This window comes from Enterococcus sp. HMSC076E04 (assembly GCF_001814285.1).
Taxonomy (GTDB): domain Bacteria; phylum Bacillota; class Bacilli; order Lactobacillales; family Enterococcaceae; genus Enterococcus_B; species Enterococcus_B lactis.
This window is the reverse complement of sequence record NZ_KV815572.1, coordinates 1-18633: the sequence shown is the minus strand read 5'-3', so window position 1 is coordinate 18633 and position 18633 is coordinate 1. Positions and strand designations below refer to the sequence as shown.

19 protein-coding genes are annotated in these 18633 nt (G+C 39.6%); all 19 read left to right on the top strand.

Translation table 11 applies throughout. The annotated features are described in order from the left end of the window. Positions 1-26 precede the first annotated feature (26 nt). The 19 genes from HMPREF2961_RS01865 to HMPREF2961_RS14310 all read left to right on the top strand — a co-directional run bounded on the left by HMPREF2961_RS01865 (position 27) and on the right by HMPREF2961_RS14310 (position 18584). The gene (locus HMPREF2961_RS01865) at positions 27-548 is read left to right on the top strand and encodes a phage terminase small subunit P27 family (protein WP_002290653.1); all 522 of its coding nucleotides are present in this window, start codon (positions 27-29) and stop codon (positions 546-548) included. Then, positions 535-2325, top strand: coding sequence for a terminase large subunit (locus HMPREF2961_RS01860; RefSeq protein ID WP_002329397.1), 1791 nt, complete (start codon positions 535-537; stop codon positions 2323-2325). The genes HMPREF2961_RS01865 and HMPREF2961_RS01860 overlap by 14 nt, the downstream gene beginning before the upstream one ends. A 15-nt stretch (positions 2326-2340) precedes the next feature. Then, the gene (locus HMPREF2961_RS01855; RefSeq protein ID WP_002290649.1) at positions 2341-3561 is read left to right on the top strand and encodes a phage portal protein; all 1221 of its coding nucleotides are present in this window, start codon (positions 2341-2343) and stop codon (positions 3559-3561) included. Between the two features lie 34 nt (positions 3562-3595). Continuing rightward, positions 3596-4273, top strand: coding sequence for a head maturation protease, ClpP-related (locus tag HMPREF2961_RS01850; RefSeq protein WP_048340719.1), 678 nt, complete (start codon positions 3596-3598; stop codon positions 4271-4273). A gap of 2 nt (positions 4274-4275) precedes the next feature. Further along, positions 4276-5469, top strand: a complete 1194-nt coding sequence (locus HMPREF2961_RS01845) for a phage major capsid protein (protein ID WP_070703879.1) — start codon at positions 4276-4278, stop codon at positions 5467-5469. A gap of 14 nt (positions 5470-5483) precedes the next feature. Continuing rightward, a complete protein-coding gene (locus HMPREF2961_RS01840; protein WP_002290645.1) occupies positions 5484-5810 on the top strand; it encodes a head-tail connector protein in 327 nt (108 codons plus the stop codon). A 3-nt stretch (positions 5811-5813) separates the two neighbouring features. Beyond that, complete coding sequence (locus HMPREF2961_RS01835) at positions 5814-6149, top strand: phage head closure protein (RefSeq protein WP_070703853.1); 336 nt, start codon at positions 5814-5816, stop codon at positions 6147-6149. Beyond that, positions 6146-6541 (top strand): HK97-gp10 family putative phage morphogenesis protein, encoded by a 396-nt coding sequence (locus HMPREF2961_RS01830; RefSeq protein ID WP_070703851.1) that lies wholly within the window; start codon positions 6146-6148, stop codon positions 6539-6541. Before HMPREF2961_RS01835 ends, HMPREF2961_RS01830 begins: the two co-directional genes overlap by 4 nt. Further along, a complete protein-coding gene (locus HMPREF2961_RS01825; protein ID WP_002329393.1) occupies positions 6538-6909 on the top strand; it encodes a hypothetical protein in 372 nt (123 codons plus the stop codon). The genes HMPREF2961_RS01830 and HMPREF2961_RS01825 overlap by 4 nt, the downstream gene beginning before the upstream one ends. Before the next feature lie 15 nt (positions 6910-6924). Continuing rightward, positions 6925-7485: a major tail protein gene (locus tag HMPREF2961_RS01820; protein WP_070703849.1), complete on the top strand. Its 561-nt coding sequence runs from the start codon at positions 6925-6927 to the stop codon at positions 7483-7485. A gap of 124 nt (positions 7486-7609) precedes the next feature. Then, positions 7610-7921 (top strand): phage tail assembly chaperone G, encoded by a 312-nt coding sequence (gpG, locus tag HMPREF2961_RS01815; protein WP_002290638.1) that lies wholly within the window; start codon positions 7610-7612, stop codon positions 7919-7921. A 23-nt stretch (positions 7922-7944) separates the two neighbouring features. Then, on the top strand, positions 7945-8136 hold the full coding sequence (locus HMPREF2961_RS01810; RefSeq protein WP_029485268.1) for a hypothetical protein: 192 nt from the start codon (positions 7945-7947) through the stop codon (positions 8134-8136). Continuing rightward, positions 8136-12524 carry a tape measure protein gene (locus HMPREF2961_RS01805; protein WP_070703847.1) on the top strand — a complete coding sequence of 1463 codons (4389 nt, stop codon included), beginning with the start codon at positions 8136-8138 and terminating at the stop codon, positions 12522-12524. The genes HMPREF2961_RS01810 and HMPREF2961_RS01805 overlap by 1 nt, the downstream gene beginning before the upstream one ends. A gap of 10 nt (positions 12525-12534) precedes the next feature. Beyond that, positions 12535-13365: a phage tail family protein gene (locus tag HMPREF2961_RS01800; protein ID WP_002342520.1), complete on the top strand. Its 831-nt coding sequence runs from the start codon at positions 12535-12537 to the stop codon at positions 13363-13365. Positions 13366-13373: 8 nt separating this feature from the next. Then, positions 13374-14393, top strand: a complete 1020-nt coding sequence (locus HMPREF2961_RS01795) for a phage tail protein (RefSeq protein ID WP_070703844.1) — start codon at positions 13374-13376, stop codon at positions 14391-14393. Further along, entirely contained in the window at positions 14394-15767 is a 1374-nt protein-coding gene (locus tag HMPREF2961_RS01790; RefSeq protein WP_070703842.1) for a hypothetical protein, read from the top strand. A 15-nt stretch (positions 15768-15782) separates the two neighbouring features. Then, the gene (locus HMPREF2961_RS01785) at positions 15783-17987 is read left to right on the top strand and encodes a BppU family phage baseplate upper protein (protein ID WP_070703840.1); all 2205 of its coding nucleotides are present in this window, start codon (positions 15783-15785) and stop codon (positions 17985-17987) included. Between the two features lie 11 nt (positions 17988-17998). Further along, entirely contained in the window at positions 17999-18445 is a 447-nt protein-coding gene (locus tag HMPREF2961_RS01780) for a hypothetical protein (protein ID WP_070703838.1), read from the top strand. A gap of 1 nt (position 18446) precedes the next feature. Continuing rightward, positions 18447-18584, top strand: coding sequence for an XkdX family protein (locus HMPREF2961_RS14310; RefSeq protein ID WP_083314194.1), 138 nt, complete (start codon positions 18447-18449; stop codon positions 18582-18584). Positions 18585-18633 lie beyond the last annotated feature (49 nt).

Below are 18633 nucleotides of genomic sequence, written 5' to 3'. Positions count from 1 at the left end.
TCTATCTTTTGAAAGAAGGTGATATTATGCCGCAACCAGCGAAGAGTGCAAAGTTACAATTATTAAATGGAAACCCAAACAAGAAGAATACCGAAGAACTCCGCAAGCGAGCGGCCGCAGAAGACAAATTAAAAATGGCTACTGACAAAATCAAACCGCCGTTATGGCTAGATTCGCTAGGAAAGGATACCTTTGAGTTTATCGCTGATGAATTGCTGTCTGTGGATTTAATCAGTAATCCGGATGTCCATACAATGGCTCTCTACTCCAATTGGTATTCGCAATACGTTTCTTTAGAAAAACAGCTTCGAAAACTACAACGAGAGTACAAGTTGAACTATGCGCTTGCGAAAAAGGAGGCAGAGGCGAGAGGTGAGCCGTTTAATGAACCTAATGAATTAATTGGTAATCCGCTCTCTCGGCAGATGGATACAGCGTCTCGGAATCTCCGTTCTTTTGGCGCTGATTTAGGACTATCACCAGCAGCCAGAGCTAAGTTAGCTATTAAGATGGCTGATGATGGTGGTGATGACGATGACGACTTCTAATATTTTGGATATGTCCTACACAGAACGTGTGGACTATTGGCAAAGCTATCTTGAGGAGCAAGCTTCTTGGGGTGGCTTTTTAAAATGTCCATATCCGGAATTGTTAACTACTTGGTATGCGGAACGATTAATCGATGGAAGCATACCAGCCAGCAAAGAAAATATTCAAGCTGCTAAAAGGCATATGCGTGATTTACAACGCCAAGGAACAGATGATTTTCCTTGGATCTTTGACGAAGAAAAAGGTCACCGGCCTATTAGATATATCGAAAAAAAATGTAAACCAACTGAAGGTGACTTTGGTTCGTTTGTTTTACAACCTTGGCAGCATTTCATAATTGGATCCATGTACGGATGGGTACATCGTGATACAGGAGAGCGTCGCTTCCGCGAGGCTCTTATTTTTGTTGGACGTAAAAACGGGAAGACAAGTCTTATCTCGGGCCTTTCCACATACATGGTCGCTTATGATGATGAACAAGGCGCCAACGTTTACGTATTGGCAAATGCTCGTGATCAAGCAAGCTTGTTGTTTGATAAGGCCGCAGAAATGGTCAAACAATCGCCGGCGCTCTTTAAGAAATTTGGTAAGCCTAAACGATCAAGTATTAATTATGCTCCCGCCTTTTCTAAAATGGAACCACGCGCCTCAGATAGCCGGAAATTGGATGGGCTAAACACTCATTTTGGTATTTTTGACGAGATCCACGAGTTTACGAATTACAAGCTGATCAACGTTATCAAGAAATCAAGAGGAACCAGAAAACAGCCTCTGATAGTTTATATCACAACTGCTGGATATGTATTAGATGGTCCGTTGATGTCTTATTTTGAGCAAGGTGTGGACTGTTTGGAACATTTGGAAGATGACATCGATGAACGGACTTTCTATTATCTGGCAAAACTTGACAGTGCGGAAGAGGCTGATGACCCAAGATTATGGATCAAAGCCAATCCGAATATTTGTCTAATGAATTTTGTTGGCATGCTAGATGACTATGTTAAGGATAAAAAAGATCCAAAAGAATATGCTGACTGGATTACCAAGCAATTTAACTTGTTTTCCGATATCGATGAGCTGTCATTTGTCGACATGCCTACCATTAAACGAAACAATAAAACCATCGATATTGAAACGCTCAAAGGTAAGAAGTGTGTCGGTGGTTTTGACTTGTCCGAAACGGAAGACTTTACCGCAGCCGTTTTAGAATTTCCGCTTGAAACAGGCGAGGTATTCATTTTGCAACACACATGGATCCCACAAGCTAGATTTGATCGAGATAACAATCAAGAGCGTATCAAAGCGTGGGAGAAGGTGGGAGATCTAACGATTATTCCTGGTGATTACGTCAATTATGAATACGTCTTAAATTGGTTTGTAGAAAATTCGAAAATCTATGACATTGTAAAAATCAATTATGACAAGGCCAAGGCGCTACGATTAAATAAAGAACTAGAAAATGCAGGATTTGAAACCAACGAGATTCGGCAAGGGTTTCTATCATTAGGCGGGCCAATGCAAAACTTCAAGGAAATGCTATTGGACGGTAAGGTGATTTTCAACAATTCCAAGCTTTACCGATGGTATCTATCCAACGTCAAGCTGGTGATGGATCGCAACTCAAACTGGATGCCGTCTAAGCAGTCCAAGAGTAGAAAAATAGATGGTTTTGCAGCAAGTTTGAACAGCCACGCCGAAGTGTTGAATATGTTGGTTAATCCTGTCGGAACCGGGAAAGTAACCTATTACTCGATTTCCGATTTAATGAATATGTAAGAAAGGTGTGGAGGAATGAGTATTTTAGATCGTTTGCGTTCTTTTGGCCGAGCGAAGCCGAAAGCGAGCAAACAAGAGTATTTTTTGAATGACCCGGGATTGATACCGTATTTAGTCGGAAAAGATGAAATATCAGAAGGGATTTTTTCCGTAATTAGCCGTGTATCGAACGTTTTTGCGTCTCTCCCTCTCAAAATGATAGATGTGGAGTTTGGCCAACCGGACGACTGTCCTGCATACAACTTGTTGAGCGAAGGCCCTCGATATTTTACAAAGTTTGATTTTTTCCGGGACGTGGAAGTTTTGAGAAACTACCAAGGGAATGCGTATGTGCAGATTTTCCGAAATATCAATGGAGAAGTAGCAGATATGGCGTTAGTAAAACCTGGTGCTTGCCATCCAGTGATTGATATGGATAGCGGGGAGCTTTACTACCAAGTAACTGCGACTGACAAAGGCAGTTACAAGCAAGTTATCTATGTACATTACATGGAAATGCTCCACTTTAAACAACCGAGGTTTGGCGGCTTGGAAGGTGCAGACCCCACAAAAGTATTAACGAATACCCTCGGATATGATCGAGAAGTCCGAAAAATCTCTTTAAGTCAGCTTAAAGGAAGTAATGAAGGGCTAAAAGTTAAGTTTGCTAGCAATATGGATGAAGAAGCTAAAAAAGCTACAGTTAAAAACATTGCTGATTTTTATCGACAAAACGGTGGACTACTTGTGGAAGAAAACGGTGTAGAAATCGAACGTTTACAACGAGAGCTGGTAGACAGCAAGCTTTTAGATACTGATAAAATATCTCGCTCCAGAATCGCGATGGTCTACAACGTGCCGGAACATTTCATCGGGAATAACCAGTCGAGTTACTCCTCTCAGGAACAGCTCAATATGGAGTTTTTGACATACAATCTAGTACCGACCGTTAATCAATATGAAGCGGAACTAAATAAGAAAACACTATCGAGAGCTGAAAAAGCTAAGGGTTATCGATACAAGTTTAATATCGCAAGTTTGCTAAGAGCTGATACACAGGCCAGAGGGCAGTTTTACCAGATTATGCGCCGAGGTGGAGCATATTCTGCCAATGATGTTCGCCGCTTTGAGGACTTGCAGCCAATAAATAAAACCGGTATGGATGATTACCATATTTCCGGAGACCTATATCCAATCGATATGGATCCAACATTAAGAAAAACAACCTCGTCTAAAAGCGTAGCCGAAAACGGTTAGGCTTTTTTAGTTTGCACCGAAGGGAGGTGGAAGGATGAAAAAAGTGACGTTAAGCGGCGATGTCGTGGATAACGATACCGCGTGGCTTTATGACTGGTTTGGGATCGATTGTATCTCACCAGGGAAAATTTCTGCCGCTCTTACAGAAGCAGCGGGGGATGAAGTAGAACTTGATATCTCATCGAACGGTGGGGATGTCCTAGCGGCAAGCGAAATATATACCGCTATCCGTGCCTATCCGGGAAAGGTATCCGGAAATGTTGTGAGTATTGCAGCAAGCGCTGCAAGTGTAATCGCTTGTGCTTGCGAACCGCTTAGAATCTCGCCAACAGCACACATCATGATTCACAACGCATGGGTGACCACTAGCGGCAACGCCGAGGAATTAAAAGCCGATGCGGAAATGTTAAGCAGTGTGGATGAGTCTATCGTTAATGCTTACGAGATCAAGACAGGACTCGACCGGAAAAAGCTTGCTGATTTAATGGCAAAAGATACTTGGTTAAACGCACAAACAGCAGTGGCGGAAGGTTTTGCGGATGAAATTATGTTTGCAGAAGCACCAGTAACGGTACTCAATGCCGCTCAACCGGTTATTCCAAAAAACGCGGTAACTAAGTTGAAAAATTTAATAATCAAAGCGGAAGCACCGCAAGAAGAAACACTCTTGCAAAAAAAACTAAAAGCCTTAAATGGAGGAAAAAACGAATGAAAATGAATTTAGAACAATTAAAAAATGCGTGGGTCGAGGCGGGAAGTAAAGTCTCTGACTTAAATGCACAACTCAATGCAGCATTGGTTGACGATGAAAAAACAGAAGAAGATGTAGTAAGTTTGCAAGCACAAGTAAAAGCAGCACGGGCTAAACGGGACGGATTGAAAGAGCAAGTGGCAAATATGGAAGCCGAACAAGTCTTAAACGTCAAAAAAGAACCATTAGATAAAAAAGAGGAAAACTTGAAAAACAAGTTTATCAAAGACTTTAAAGCGATGGTCAATGGTGATCCTGCTATTATGGCTACTTTGACATCTGATACGGATGAATCTGGTAATGCTATCGGATTGACTATTCCGGTTGATGTTCAAACGACTATTCATACTTTGGTTCGTCGATTTGACTCCTTACAAGAATACGTAAACGTTGAAAAAGTGACCACTACCAGCGGTTCTCGCGTTTATGAAAAATGGTCTGATATTAAACCACTGACCGCTTTGGATACTGAAGACGGTGAAATCCCAGCAAATGATGATCCTGCACTTCACTTGATCAAATACTTGATCAAACGCTACGCAGGTATTTCTACAGTAACTAACAGCTTGCTAAAAGATACTGCCGAAAACATTTTGGCATGGTTGTCTAAATGGATCGCGAAAAAAGTAGTTGTTACTCGCAATACAAAAATCTTGGCAGCTATTGATGGAATCAAAGCGGCACAAAAGAAAGATGTTAAAGATGTTGATGGAATTAAAGATATCGTAAACGTCCAACTTGATCCAGCTATCGAAGCTACATCTATGTTTATTACAAACCAAGATGGCTTCAATGTTTTAGATAAAGTGAAACGTGCTGATGGATCTTACTTGTTACAAAAAGACGTAACTTCTGCAACTGGATATACTTTCTTGGGTAAACCAATCAAGAAAATTGCTTCTCGTTTCTTGCCAAATAAAGGGGAAAAATCTACTCCTAAATATCCACTGTACATTGGTGATCTGAAAGAAGCCGTTACATTGTATGATCGCGAAAACATGAGCTTGCTGACAACGAACATTGGTGGTGGAGCTTTTGAAACAGACACCACTAAAGTACGCGTCATCGATCGCTTCGATGTGCAACTAGTTGATGATGAAGCGGTTGTTTTGGCTACATTTACAACTATTGCGAACGAGACACCGGCGAAAGTTTAAGGAGCTGATTTCTTATGATTCTTGATCCTAGAATGGATTTAGACGAAATCAAAAACGCACTAAAGATTGATACCGATGATGACGATGTGGAAGTAAGCCGTGCGGCACAAGCTGCAATTGCATACATTAAAGGGGCTATCGGAAATGATAAGCCCTCTTTTTATACGCAAGAAAGCGACACAGTTGATCTGATTAATTTAGCTATTCTGCAATTAGCGGATCACTATTACAAAGCGCGTTCTGCAACCGTGAGTGGGAACTTGCGAGAGTACGATTTAGGTTTTACAAGCCTAATCTTGCAACTCAAAGCAAGTTATTTGCTTTTTGTGGAGGAGGAGTAGCGTATGCCCCTTATTCAAACAGGAAATTTAAATCAACGCATCAAGTTTGTCCGAGATGCGACGGTTAAGGATGAGGACGGGCAAGTTGTCCCGACTTCTACAACCATTCTTACTTGCTGGGCAAGTGTGCAGACACAACGCCTGAACGATATTAAGACGTCGATTGGTACGGCTTTGGAAGGAACACTGACGTTCATTATCCGCTACCAACAAAAGTCAGAGCTAACCAATGATATGAAAGTGCGCTGGAATGGAAAAACGTTTGAAATCATCACAATTACAAAGGGCGAGTTTGCGAAGGACTTCACGACAATCATTGCAAAAGAGGTTTCAAAATGAGTGTAGAAGTCGATGCAACCGAAGTGTACAAAGCGCTTAGGGAAGTAAAAGCAAACGTTCAACGAGTGGAAAGCCCAGCACTTAGAAAAGCTGGGGAGTACGCTCAAGAAAAGTTACGACAAAACACACCTTACTGGGATGGAACGAAGTCAAACGGTAAACGTGGTTCGTATATGCAAGAACATGCTAAGAACCATGTGGTTACAAGCTCGGTAAAAAACGGATTGATAGAAGTCGGCTATGACAAAGATGTCGCTTGGCGGATGCACTTTATCGAGTTTGGAACAATCAAACAACGTCCAAAAGGTTTCGTACAAAAAACACAAAAGCAAATCGAAAAACAAGTAACACAAATCATTGCTGACGAAGTAAAAAGGAGGCTAGGACTTTGAAAACGGCAGTATCACAAGTCTATTCAATTCTGAATAGCAATGAAAAAACAAAGAACATTGATTTTTACACCAATAGTGTTCCGGAATCAGCTCAAACAGTACCTAGCCTTCCAGTTGGCAGAATTACAGAGATATCCGGCAACTATGAAGATTTTGCAAGCAACAATCCTTTGACCATTCAATTTAACGTACAGGTAGATGTATGGGTGTCAACCATGAAAGAGGTTGATGCCTTTTATTTTGCCCTTGATGAGGTTATGAGGGGGAATGGTTGGCAATGCGCATACACGGAACAAACAGATGACGAGGATTTGGAAGGTGCAAAGCGGATTATCAAACGATATGTAGCAAATATTTCACTAAATTAAAAGGAGAGAAAATAGATGGCAACAGTAGGATTCGAGAGCGTCATTTTTGGCGTAAAAACAGGTGCAGGCGGCACTCTAAAAGAATTAGTAGCAGATAAGTCGAAAGGCGGAGCGATCGAAGCTAAAATTACTGGATTAGGCGCAACTTCTAACACAACATACGCTTCAAACGTACCGTTCTTCATTGCAAGTAAAGGGGTTTCGTCGCCAAAAGTTACGCTTGACGTGGCAGACTTAATGGATAACGGCATTTACAGCGAAATCATTGGTGCTAAAACTGTGGATGGTGTAAATGTAATTGGTTCAGAAACTGAAGCGCCTTACGTGTCGGTAGTCATGGTTACAGCGAACAAAGAAGGAAAACGCTTATTCATGGGATTGGCAAAAGGAAAATTCAGTCATCCAGATATCGACATGAAAACAGCTGAAGACAAAGGGGTAGAATTGCAAACCGATTCTATCGAAGGGGAATTCATTTCTGATGAACGTGGCTATGTATACTTAACAGCCGTAGAATCAGAAACGATGACCTTACAAAAATTCAAGGACTTGGTAAATAACAAAGCGGGGAAGTAGTTAACCCCGTATCTACACCAACGACAGATACAGGGACACCAAAATAACCAGAACCAAAAATTGATACACAAGGTTAGCCATTTTTGGCTAGCCTTATTTTTTGTAAAAACAAGGAGGAAAACAAATGATTGAATTGCAATTGAAACTTGACGGAAAGAAAAAAACATTCAAACAACAAGATATTTCCGCACGTGCAATGCGTGAGTGTATCAAATTTTACGAGAAAGCGGAAAAAGCAGACCTAACTGATTTAGAAGCAATTGATTCAATGATTGCAATTACAGCAGATATTTTCCAAGATCCAGCAGTTACATTTGATGCTATTTTAGACGGTTTGACTGCGAGCGAGTTAGTACCGGCATTAGAAAGTGTTTTTGAACAAATCAATGAACTGGGAAACAATGAAAAAAAGCAGACGGCGAGCAAAAAGAGATAAGTTTTTCTGAAGCTAGGAAAGCAATGGATCAAATCTACAAAGATTTGATTGAAGCAGGTTGGACGATGAGAGATGTGGACGAAGCCGACTATCATTATTTGTTACACCTTTTTGGAGAAGTGGAGAGTGGCGAAGAATATGTAGATGGTGCTGATTTCATCAAACAATTTTTATCGGCTGAAGACTTGGCGAAACTTGAGGAAGGAGGTAAATAATGGCAGGAAAAGGACAACCGGCAGGAAATATCAAGCTAGGGATTAGTTTAGATAGCACTAATTTTGGTAACACGCTGGACGAAATCAATGCGAAAGTCAAACAAGCTGAGTCGAATATGCGTGCCAATTTAAAGGCTTATGATTCAGCAGGACGTTCATACGAAGCACTTAGTCAAAAGACGAAAGACTTGTCTACGGTTATGGAAGGGCAAAATGCCAAAGTAAGAGAATTAACAAAGCGCCGTGATGAAGCGATTAGCAAGTATGGCGAGGAATCGAAACAAGTTGCTAACCTTAACACACAGATAAACAATGCTACCGCAAAATATAATGCTTACAGTCGCCAGTTGAATGACACAAAAAAAGAATTGGTGTATTCCAAAACAGCCGTCAATGATTTATCTGATGAAATCAAAGAAAATGAACGGCAAATGAACGCCGAAGTCAAAGCGTTGAAAGCCGCTGGTGATGAATCTGGCGCGTTTGAAGCAAAACAAAAAGGGCTAGCCAAACAAACAGAATTATCCGAGAAAGCTATCGAAGAACAGCGCAAAGTTGTGAAACTGATGGCTGATGAGTTTGGCGATTCAGCAAATGAAACCGAAGATGCAAAAAGGGCATTAGAAAAGTTAGAACGACAAAGCCAAATATCCAGTAGACAATTAGAAACACTCGAAAGATCCAGTGATCAATCAGGAAAAGAAATAGAAGATTTTGGCGACAAGTCCACAAGGTCAGCTAGGAAACTGGACGGACTAAAAGACAAATTAAGCTCGCTAAAAGGCGCATTTTCGTTTGGTGCAGTTGCTGGTTTAGCTTCACAAGCAGTTAGCGGTGTTGTTAACAGTTTCATGGGGTTGAAAGATGAAGCAGTAGAGGCTTCCGATTCAATGGACAAGTTTGTTCAAACAATGCAATTTGCTGGTATAGATAATTCGAAAATTGAAGAATCTAAAACAGTGATGAAAGATTACGCCGACCAAACGGTTTATGAACTAGGCGACGTAATGAATACGACCGCACAGTTGGCAGCCAACGGTGTGAAAGACTTTGATGGTCTAACGCAGGCAATCGGTAATGTCAATGCCGTTTCAGGTGGTAACTCAGATACGTTCAAATCGGTAGCAATGGCAATGACACAAACTGTCGGTGCTGGCAAATTAACAACTGAAAACTTTAATCAGATTGCGGATGCCATTCCGGGCGCTTCAGGGAAAATTCAACAAGCATTGAAAGAAATGGGCGCTTATACTGACGGAGACTTCCGCGAGGCTATGGCAAACGGAGAAATCTCTGCTGAAGAATTGAATGAAGCATTCATGCAATTAGGTATGACTGATGTAGCTAAAAAGGCAGCAGGTTCCACAGCTACGATTGAGGGGGCGGTTGGAAATCTGCAAGCCAGCGCCGTAAACATGATTAATGAAATAATTAATGCTTTCGGCAAAGGCAATATCACTTCTTTGATCAGTCACATAGGCAAAGGAATTGACGACTTAACAACCAAAATCAAGCCAGCAATGGAAAGCATAAAAAACGTCGCTCAACCTGTATTTGACATGTTGAAAAAAGGGGCTGACATAGCAACACTTGCTTTTGGGACGCTGTTTGGAACGTTAGATGGAGATCAAGCAAAGCAAGGCTTTGACATTCTAACTAAAATTTTCCCACCAGAAATGGTTACTTTCGCACAAGATACCATAGAAAAAATAAAGAACGCGGTTAAGACATTGTTTGACGTATTCAAAGGTAACGCAGACATGGAAGATGTTCTAGCTAAATTAGGATTTTCTCCAGAAACAATTTCTAAGATAAAGGATGTTTTCGATAATCTCAAAACATATTTTGATGGTACTATGACAACCATTAAAAACGGAATAGAAATTGGATGGCAAATTGCAAAAGGAATTTTCGATACTTTGTCGCCATATATAATGCCCATTATAGAAAAGATAGGCGGAGCTTTTTCTAAAATTGGAAAATCGATGACCACATTTTGGAATGAAAATGGTAAACAGATTATTGAAGCAATCAAGAATTTTTTTACGTTTATACAGCCCGTTGTAAAAATCGTTATGGATTTAGTCATGGGGTTCATTGACAACATAATAGGTTTAGTCGAAGGGATTATGAACGTCATTCAAGGTGCTATCAAAATCTTCACTGGTTTATTTACTGGCGATTTTTCTAAGATGTGGGAAGGAGTAAAACAACTGTTTTGGGGTTCTATCCAAGCAGTATGGAATTGGATTCAAATACTATTCTTCAAACGGATTTTAGAAGGAGTAAAAGGTTTGTGGACTGGTTTTTCAGGCTCAATAAAAGGGCTATGGGAAAGCACTAAAACTTTCTTTACTGAAGGTATTTCCAACACTTGGGATAAGCTAGTCAATTGGGTAATGAATCTGTTGAGCAAAGCTGGCAACCTGAAAACCACATTTGGTGATTTCATCAAAAACATGTGGAACAGCGTGAAAAACTTCTTCAGTAATGGCATTGGAGACACTTGGAATAAAATATCTGGTTGGGCTATGAACGTGTGGAACAAGTTTAATCAGATAAAAAGCAATGTGACACGTGCGGTCACAGAAACATGGACAGGAATCAAAAACTCATTCAGCGGTGGTATTGATACTGTTGTTAACTGGATGAAAGATTTACCTTCTAGACTAGGTAAAGCTATCTCAGATGGTGCCCATTTTGTTAAAGATGCCTTTAAAGGTATGTTTAATGCAGCATTAAAAGCTGTTGGTGGACCAGTTAACGCAATTATTGGTGGTGCAAACTGGGTTCTTGAAAAATTAGGCGCAGATAAGATTCAGGAATGGGATGTTCCTCAATACGCTAAAGGTACTGATGGCCACCCAGGTGGTCCGATGATGGTAAATGATGGCTGTGGGGCGGAAGCGGTTATTTCTCCTAATGGAAATGTAATGATTCCAAAAGGACGTAATGTAACAATGTGGGGTGCCCCAGGTACTCATGTTATTCCAGCTGAAGAAACAGCTATGATGTTAGGCCAAAAACGACCTAAATATCGATACAAAAAAGGTACTGGATTCTTTGGCGCTTTAGGAAATATGGCAAGCAAGTCATGGGATTGGGTAAAAGATAAAGCTTCAGGCCTTGGAGATTTAGTTGGAGATGTTTGGGACTTTGTTTCAAATCCTCTTGATCTAGTTAAAAAAGTTTTAGGAAATGTTGTTGATTTATCTTCTCTTGTAAAATATCCATTAGATGTTGCTAAAGGTATTGTGAAGAAAGCTACTGATGCATTAGTATCTAAAGTTACTGAATTATTCTCTGCCGGAGACTTAGATACAGGTATCTCAGGAATGCAGGGAGTTTATAAATACTTAGCTAATGTTGCACAACAAGTTATGAAAAAATTCCCAGGCTTTGTAGCTACTTCAGGATATCGCCCAGGAGATCCATATTCTCATGGTAAACGAAATGCTATCGATATTGCTTTACCTGGTGTTACAGGCGGATCACCGAAATATACTGAAGCTGCCAATTATGCATTTGATAAATTTAAAAATCAAATCGGCTATGTTATCACAAATGGTAAGGTTCGTGACCGTTCAGGACAATCAGGTCAACCAGCAACTGGTGCATGGGAGCCATGGCCTGATGGTGACCACTACGACCACGTGCATTTGAACGGTGTAAGAGATCCGCAGGGCGGACTTGTTAGCGGTGGCGATAGCGTGGGAGGCAGTGGTGTAGAAAGATGGCGTAATGTAGCCATTAGAGCGTTGAAAATGACTGGGCAATATAGCACGTCAAACTTAAACGCATTACTAAACCAAATGCGTACAGAGTCAAATGGTAACCCTAGAGCAATTAACAACTGGGATATTAACGCTAAAAACGGCACACCTTCTAAAGGATTACTTCAAATGATTGACCCAACATTCAGACAGTATGCAATGCATGGATTCAACAGTAATATCTATGACCCACTATCTAACATCTTAGCTTCAATTAGATATGCGTTGTCAAGATATGGCTCACTAAGAAATGCTTATCGTGGGCATGGTTACGCAAACGGTGGAATTGTAAACCAACATCAAATTGCGGAAATCGCAGAAGGAAACAAGCCAGAAATTATTATTCCGTTAGATAAGGCTAAACGATCAAGAGCGATGCAGTTGCTTGCGATTGCTCAAGATAAGTTAGGAGTAAAACCAAAAAGCGCAAATAATAGTAGCGATTCGAGCGGAACGTTAGAAACATTAGTTTCACTGATGATTCAGCAGAATAACTTGCTATCTAAACTTTTAGCAAAAGACACAAGTGTCAAACTTGATGGTAAACCAATTGCAGACAATACAAATGGATACTTAGGTAACCAGTTTAAACGTTCGCTATATACAAGAGGTTAGGAGGGATAAAGTGAATGGCTATTTAATCGATTTTCGCTTCATAAAAAATCAAGAGATAGTATCTCTAAAAGAAAAATTGGGCATAGAGTGTATTTCTTTTGTACGAAAAGCACCACAACTAAACGTAGAATACCAAGAATTTTCAGGGTCAAACGGTTCGAGAGAAGTCGAAAAAAGTTTCAAATCGTTCACTATCGAAGTGGAATTTTATGCTGAATTCAAAAATATGTATGACTATCAACTAAAAGAAACTGAATTATACGCGTTTCTATTCGATGACGAAGGATATTATATTTTTACAGATAGAGAACCGGGCAAAAAATACTTTGTCCGTCCTAACTCAGTAGAAGTGAATGAAGTTGGTCTAAGATATGCAACTTACAAGGCGACTTTCACTGTTTTTAGAGGTTGTTCCGAATCGATGGCTTCCACGTTATCGGATTTTTCACTGTCTAATGAATGGCAATTTTCACAAGGTCTAGTTGCGGAAGATTATAAGTATACGCACCGAACCAGTAATTTTATCATTTATAATGCTGGCGATTTTGCTATTGATCCACGTGAACATGCTCTAAAAATCACTTTGGAAGGTGAATCAGAAGGCAACGTGACTATTTTCAACAAAACGACAGGGGAACGATTCATCTACTATCCGGAGTTTTCTACGTTGCTAGGCCAAACTTTGACTTTAGAACGTGTTTATCCGAAGTTGAACGGTGTAAATTGCGGAATTGACACGAATTTAGGTTTGATAACGTTAGCGGTTGGAACGAATGAAATTGAAATACAAAATGTTACGAGAGTGGAGTCAAAATGGGACTTCAATTTTTTGTATAAGTAGGTGGGAATTTGAAAGATATTTTTATCCAAGACTACGAGAAAACAAAAAAAGAAATATTGACTGACTACGATAAAAGTACATTTACTGAAAATTGGCAAGAGAACGAAACGTGGGAAATTTCGTTCACTATTGTCAAAACAAAATTCAATGAATTGGCTTTTGATTTAGTCGATTATGAAAATTCAGTATTTTTCAATGGACAAGAGTTTATCGTAAAACAAATGGGCGTTTCTGCCGAAGGGGCAGCAATCACAAAAACAGTTACAGCCACGCACATTTACTACACCATGCAAGATGGCTTTCAGTACGACACAATCACAGGAACACGCTCTATCAACCAACTGCTAGCGCATGTTTTCAAACCTGATAACCGTGGATTTACATGGAATATTGTAGATCCGAACAAGAAGTTTTTGCCAGTTGAACAAGAAAACTTCGGGAATGGGAACTATTTGAAACTGGTTGAAGAAATTTTGAAAGACTACGATGCGATAGTGATTCCGGACAACAAAAACCTTACTTTCTTCCCTCGTTCAGAATATGGTAAAAAAACTGAAGAACAAATACGCTACAAATACAATACCGATTCCGTGAAATTTGATATTGATACTTTGAATTTGAAAACACAAATAAAAGGATTTGGGAAGAAAAAGGAAGACGACACTTACTACTTCACGCCAATCACATATACAAGTAAGCAGTCGGAAAAATGGGGTATACGTGTCCAAAGTCCAGTTAGTGATGATCGTTACACCGTTTCAGGGAACATGCTAGAACGTTTGAAACAAGACTTGCAAGACTATCCAACAATCACTGGCACAGTTACTATGAAATGGCGTGTAGAGCCTAATAAGGGCGATTACGTGGCGTTTGTCTATGAGCCGTTAGGTGTCAATACCTATATTCAAGTAGTAGGAATCAAGACGTATCCAGCGATACCAAATAAGCCACCAGAAATCACATTGAGCAACACAAAGAAAACAATGACGTCGATACTCGCTGAAATGGCGAAGAAAGGAGTGATTTAGTTGGAATTAGAAAAATTGAAGAATAACCGAATTTCCAACGAGTGGAAAGAAACATTCAATGACAATGTGGACTACTTAGAAAATTTGGAAAAAAATTTAGACGAGCAGCACAAATCAACAAACAGTCGTATAGATAATCTCGTGCTTCATTCAGGCGGTGATTCTTCTAACGAAGTAGTGGATGCTCGAATAAATGCTGAAGGTACGATCTATCCAACGCTTTATTCGAGATTATTAGCATTGGATAACCTTTTCAATTTGAATTATACAGAATTAAAGACAAGACAAGATAATCAACAAGGTCAGCTAAATCAACTAAATGTTTCTGTTGGAACTCTTATGGGAGCATACGGCGAAACGCTCGATTTATATGTTGCTAAAACAGGAAGTGATCAAAGTGGGGATGGTACAGAAAAAAATCCATTTCTTACAATTCAAGCTGCTGTAAATCAAATACCGTTATTAACTAGTTCACGAGTAACTATTTGGATTGGCGATGGAGTATACCTTGAAGATGTCGAGATTCGCAATCTCAAAGCAGTTAGCATTACTTTGCGCAGTCGCCAAAGCGTAACAGATGTAACATCTGACTTAAGTGTTAAAGTTCGCTCCATTTCATTTATTAGCTCTTTAGGTTACCAACAAGTTAATGGAATCGAGTTTGTAGATCAGGCGAATATTTCAGGACAATTAAAGTGTGCAATTTATTCTGAACAGTCTAGTTATTTAGCTGTCTGGAATTGTCGTTTTGCTGAAACTACTTATGGGAAATCAAATCGTTGTTTATTTGCCACAGGAGGTTCAAAAATTGCTACAAACAATAATTACTACCTAAATCAAAACTGTATTGCAGAAGCTAGAAATTTAGCTGACATTAACATTGATCCAAGTGATCAAGGAACTGGAAATGACTATGGGATAATTGCGGATAACGGAACTGCTAGAATCAAAGTTGTTGGTTCTAAAGTAAAAGCGAATAAAATTGCTGAAGTAAGAAATCAAGGGAATGTCGTTACAGGTAAAATCATTCGCCAAATCACTAACGATGATATTAGCGATCGTGACAATATTACAAACGTTAACGGTACTATTAAACGTGAAGGAGACACAGTCACAATAGCAATCAAGTATGAATGCAATAATTATCCTTCTGATGCTTCTAACACAAGAAATGTTATTTTGGTTCCCGCTGGATTTCAACGTGATCAAAGTTATCCTGCTTATCATCCGCTGGCTTTATATCGCAATGAAACCCAACCTGCTGGCGCAAGGGCAGGTTTAACGCAAGCTAGTCGCGTAGTCGCATACTCAGGAAATGGATCATCTTATATTTCAGGTACATGGGTAACGAATGACCCAATACCAATTATTTAAGAAAGGAGGATATAGATGTTTAAAATTAATGAATCGATTATTGTGATTCAAGCAGAAGCCACTAGTCCAAACAGAACGAATGTTGTTTTTTGGTCACATGATCGGGGAACAGCCAAGCTTCGAATGAAATTAGTTCGGAAAAACGGCATTCCTCAAAGTCTGCCAGAAGGAACAACCGTTCCAATTCGTCTGATGTTCAAATCTGCAACGGCAGAAGGGGGATATGGTAAACATGACTATCTTGCCACCATTGAAGATCGTGTGAATGGCATTGTTTCTATTGTGTTAGAGGATAATATACTGGGATACGTAGGCACCGTAGAAGGTAGCGTATATATTGATTTCCCCAATGACCGCTCGTTAGATACAGCTGGTCGTTTTACTTTTGACATCAAACGCAGTCCAATCGATGATAGTACACCAGAACTAGAAGATTATTATTTCAATGGTTTCAGTCAGACCATTGATAAAATAGAAAAAATTCTAGCTGATGGAAAGCAAGAGATTGAACAGAAAATTGCGGAATCTGAAACGCAGATTGATGCGAAATTAAAAGACACAAACGACAAAATCACGAAAGCCAATCAAGATGTCGCAACTCTCAATACTAATATTGATAAGGCAAATGCTCGTATTGATCAAACCAATCAGCAAATCGGCGATCTCGGCAAGTTGAAGAAAATGTACAGCAACAGCATCGAATTCGGGGACTATGATTATTCTGGAAGAGCTAACTTAGCGCCTAACCTAGATTTTAGTAAATTAAGTCGTAATGGTATTATATCTCAACCACCTTTGGCTTATGTAAAAGGTAGAGATAGTTATTTCACAATAGATAATACAGACCCGTCAGCAGTAGGAACTTCAAGAAATGTATATGTACCTAAATTAGGTAGACTTGAAAAGGGGAAAACCTATATAGCTTCTGTACCACTACTTATTAATAGCGATTTCGATACCAATATTTCTAATATTTCTATACACCCATATAATGTAACTGTTGACGGTGTAGTCAATCGTCTAGGGATTATTAGACCAGATGAAAATTGTCGCAACAAGTGGTATCGGTATAGTATAGCTTTCACAGTACCTTCAAATTTTCCAGATGGTGACCATTCACCATATATGCAAGTATGGGAAGCTGCTACAGCTACTGGTAAAATTAGTATTGGTTATGATATTAAGATTGAGAAAGTGAACTCAACGAGTGACACAGCCACCCCATACCAGCCAAATCTACTCGATGCGCCGTATTATTTGAGTAAGATTCCACTGGGAGAGAATATTCTTAAACCAGCTTCTTTCCCAATTAATACTACAGAATATATGGCGGCTAATTTTACTCCTAATGAACCATACGTACAGGGACAAAAGTATACTTTTACAATGAAGGCGAGCAAACCATCTACACAGACGTTTGGAATTTATTTACGAGCTGGATCTTTACCTGTCGGTAATATGGTTCCTGTAGAAGGTTTGACAGACGTATGGCAACTTACTTTCGAAATAACACAAAGTCACATTGATGGTAGTGCAAATGCATTGAATGTATTTCAAGCGCCACAACCGACGAAAGGAACAGTAAATATTGAATGGGTAAAACTAGAAAAAGGTGACACCCGAACCCCAAATATTAGTCAGTTTAAATACTTCGGTGAAGGATTGAAAGACAGCAACAATCCCAATGATTACAGTTGGGATGTCACACCTGAATATACTGAAAAAGGCTTGAATAATACGGTTAGTCTAACTGAACCCGAAACCGTTTTAGGACTAAAAAATTTCAAAGATGGGGCCCAGATCGACGGAGTAGATGTGGCAACAGTTAAAAACTTAGGTAGTGTGTTACAGAGTGGATCTGGTTTGACTACTATTCAATCAGATAAACAAAGCGCATTTAATGAATTTTCATACGAATTCGAACGTATTGGTGATAGGGTATTCTTTCACGCACGAGTAAAAACAAACTCGACAACAGCCGTAGCTTCACATGTGAATCTACTAGAAATTCCTTTAGGATTTCAGCTTCCTATTGGATGGACAATTGTAGGGATTCCGTTGTCGGTTGTACAGTGGACTACGCCACAAGGAGAAATCAGCGCTTTGGTAATCACTGATTCAACTGGTAAACAAGTAGTTAAATTTGCAACTAATCGAGTAGGAAATCATTATATTTCAGGAGAATGGCGAACAGCTGATAGTTATCCAAAAACAAAGTAGGAGGGAAATAAATGAAAGATATTTGGAAATACGGACGTACTGGCGGAGAGTATGCAGGAAAAGTATTGGACGATATGCTTGTATCCGTTCCTTACACGGATCAGCCGCCGCTTGAAGGAATTCGTGCTGATGGCGAACCGCTAACGATTGCTGATCAGATGTTTGATCCTAAACTGAACCAATGGATTGTTTTAGCGAACACACTAGATCACAACGATTTAAACAATCTCAAAGCGATGTACGAGGCTCTGGAACATGAGAACGGCGATTTAAAACAGATCAACGCCAAACTCATGCTAAGCGATGTAGCAATTAAACAGGAAAATACTGCATTGAAAGAAAAAGCGGACAGTTTAACACAAATCAATTCAAAAATGATGCTTGCTTCGTTACAAAATAGCAAGGACATTGAAGAAATTAAAAAGCAACTAAATCCAGCTTCAAAGGGAGGTGAGTAGTATGTTTAGTTTTAGCGATGTGAAAATGATGTATGATTGGGGCTGTTTTACTGACGATCAAGTTCGACTATTCGTTCCACTATGCATTACAGACGAAGAAGCAGATAAAATCATTAATAAAGATAAGCGCGCATCTTAAGTGATGTGCTTTTTATTTTGATACAAGGAGTTGCAATATGATTAATTTA

What these genes read in the sequence shown, in the direction of transcription:
- HMPREF2961_RS01865 (WP_002290653.1), top strand. Translation starts at nt 27, where the DNA reads ATGCCGCAACCAGCGAAGAGTGCAAAGTTACAATTATTAAATGGAAAC.
- HMPREF2961_RS01860 (WP_002329397.1), top strand. Translation starts at nt 535, where the DNA reads ATGACGACTTCTAATATTTTGGATATGTCCTACACAGAACGTGTGGAC.
- HMPREF2961_RS01855 (WP_002290649.1), top strand. Translation starts at nt 2,341, where the DNA reads ATGAGTATTTTAGATCGTTTGCGTTCTTTTGGCCGAGCGAAGCCGAAA.
- HMPREF2961_RS01850 (WP_048340719.1), top strand. Translation starts at nt 3,596, where the DNA reads ATGAAAAAAGTGACGTTAAGCGGCGATGTCGTGGATAACGATACCGCG.
- HMPREF2961_RS01845 (WP_070703879.1), top strand. Translation starts at nt 4,276, where the DNA reads ATGAATTTAGAACAATTAAAAAATGCGTGGGTCGAGGCGGGAAGTAAA.
- HMPREF2961_RS01840 (WP_002290645.1), top strand. Translation starts at nt 5,484, where the DNA reads ATGATTCTTGATCCTAGAATGGATTTAGACGAAATCAAAAACGCACTA.
- HMPREF2961_RS01835 (WP_070703853.1), top strand. Translation starts at nt 5,814, where the DNA reads ATGCCCCTTATTCAAACAGGAAATTTAAATCAACGCATCAAGTTTGTC.
- HMPREF2961_RS01830 (WP_070703851.1), top strand. Translation starts at nt 6,146, where the DNA reads ATGAGTGTAGAAGTCGATGCAACCGAAGTGTACAAAGCGCTTAGGGAA.
- HMPREF2961_RS01820 (WP_070703849.1), top strand. Translation starts at nt 6,925, where the DNA reads ATGGCAACAGTAGGATTCGAGAGCGTCATTTTTGGCGTAAAAACAGGT.
- gpG (WP_002290638.1), top strand. Translation starts at nt 7,610, where the DNA reads ATGATTGAATTGCAATTGAAACTTGACGGAAAGAAAAAAACATTCAAA.
- HMPREF2961_RS01810 (WP_029485268.1), top strand. Translation starts at nt 7,945, where the DNA reads ATGGATCAAATCTACAAAGATTTGATTGAAGCAGGTTGGACGATGAGA.
- HMPREF2961_RS01805 (WP_070703847.1), top strand. Translation starts at nt 8,136, where the DNA reads ATGGCAGGAAAAGGACAACCGGCAGGAAATATCAAGCTAGGGATTAGT.
- HMPREF2961_RS01785 (WP_070703840.1), top strand. Translation starts at nt 15,783, where the DNA reads ATGTTTAAAATTAATGAATCGATTATTGTGATTCAAGCAGAAGCCACT.
- HMPREF2961_RS01780 (WP_070703838.1), top strand. Translation starts at nt 17,999, where the DNA reads ATGAAAGATATTTGGAAATACGGACGTACTGGCGGAGAGTATGCAGGA.
- HMPREF2961_RS14310 (WP_083314194.1), top strand. Translation starts at nt 18,447, where the DNA reads ATGTTTAGTTTTAGCGATGTGAAAATGATGTATGATTGGGGCTGTTTT.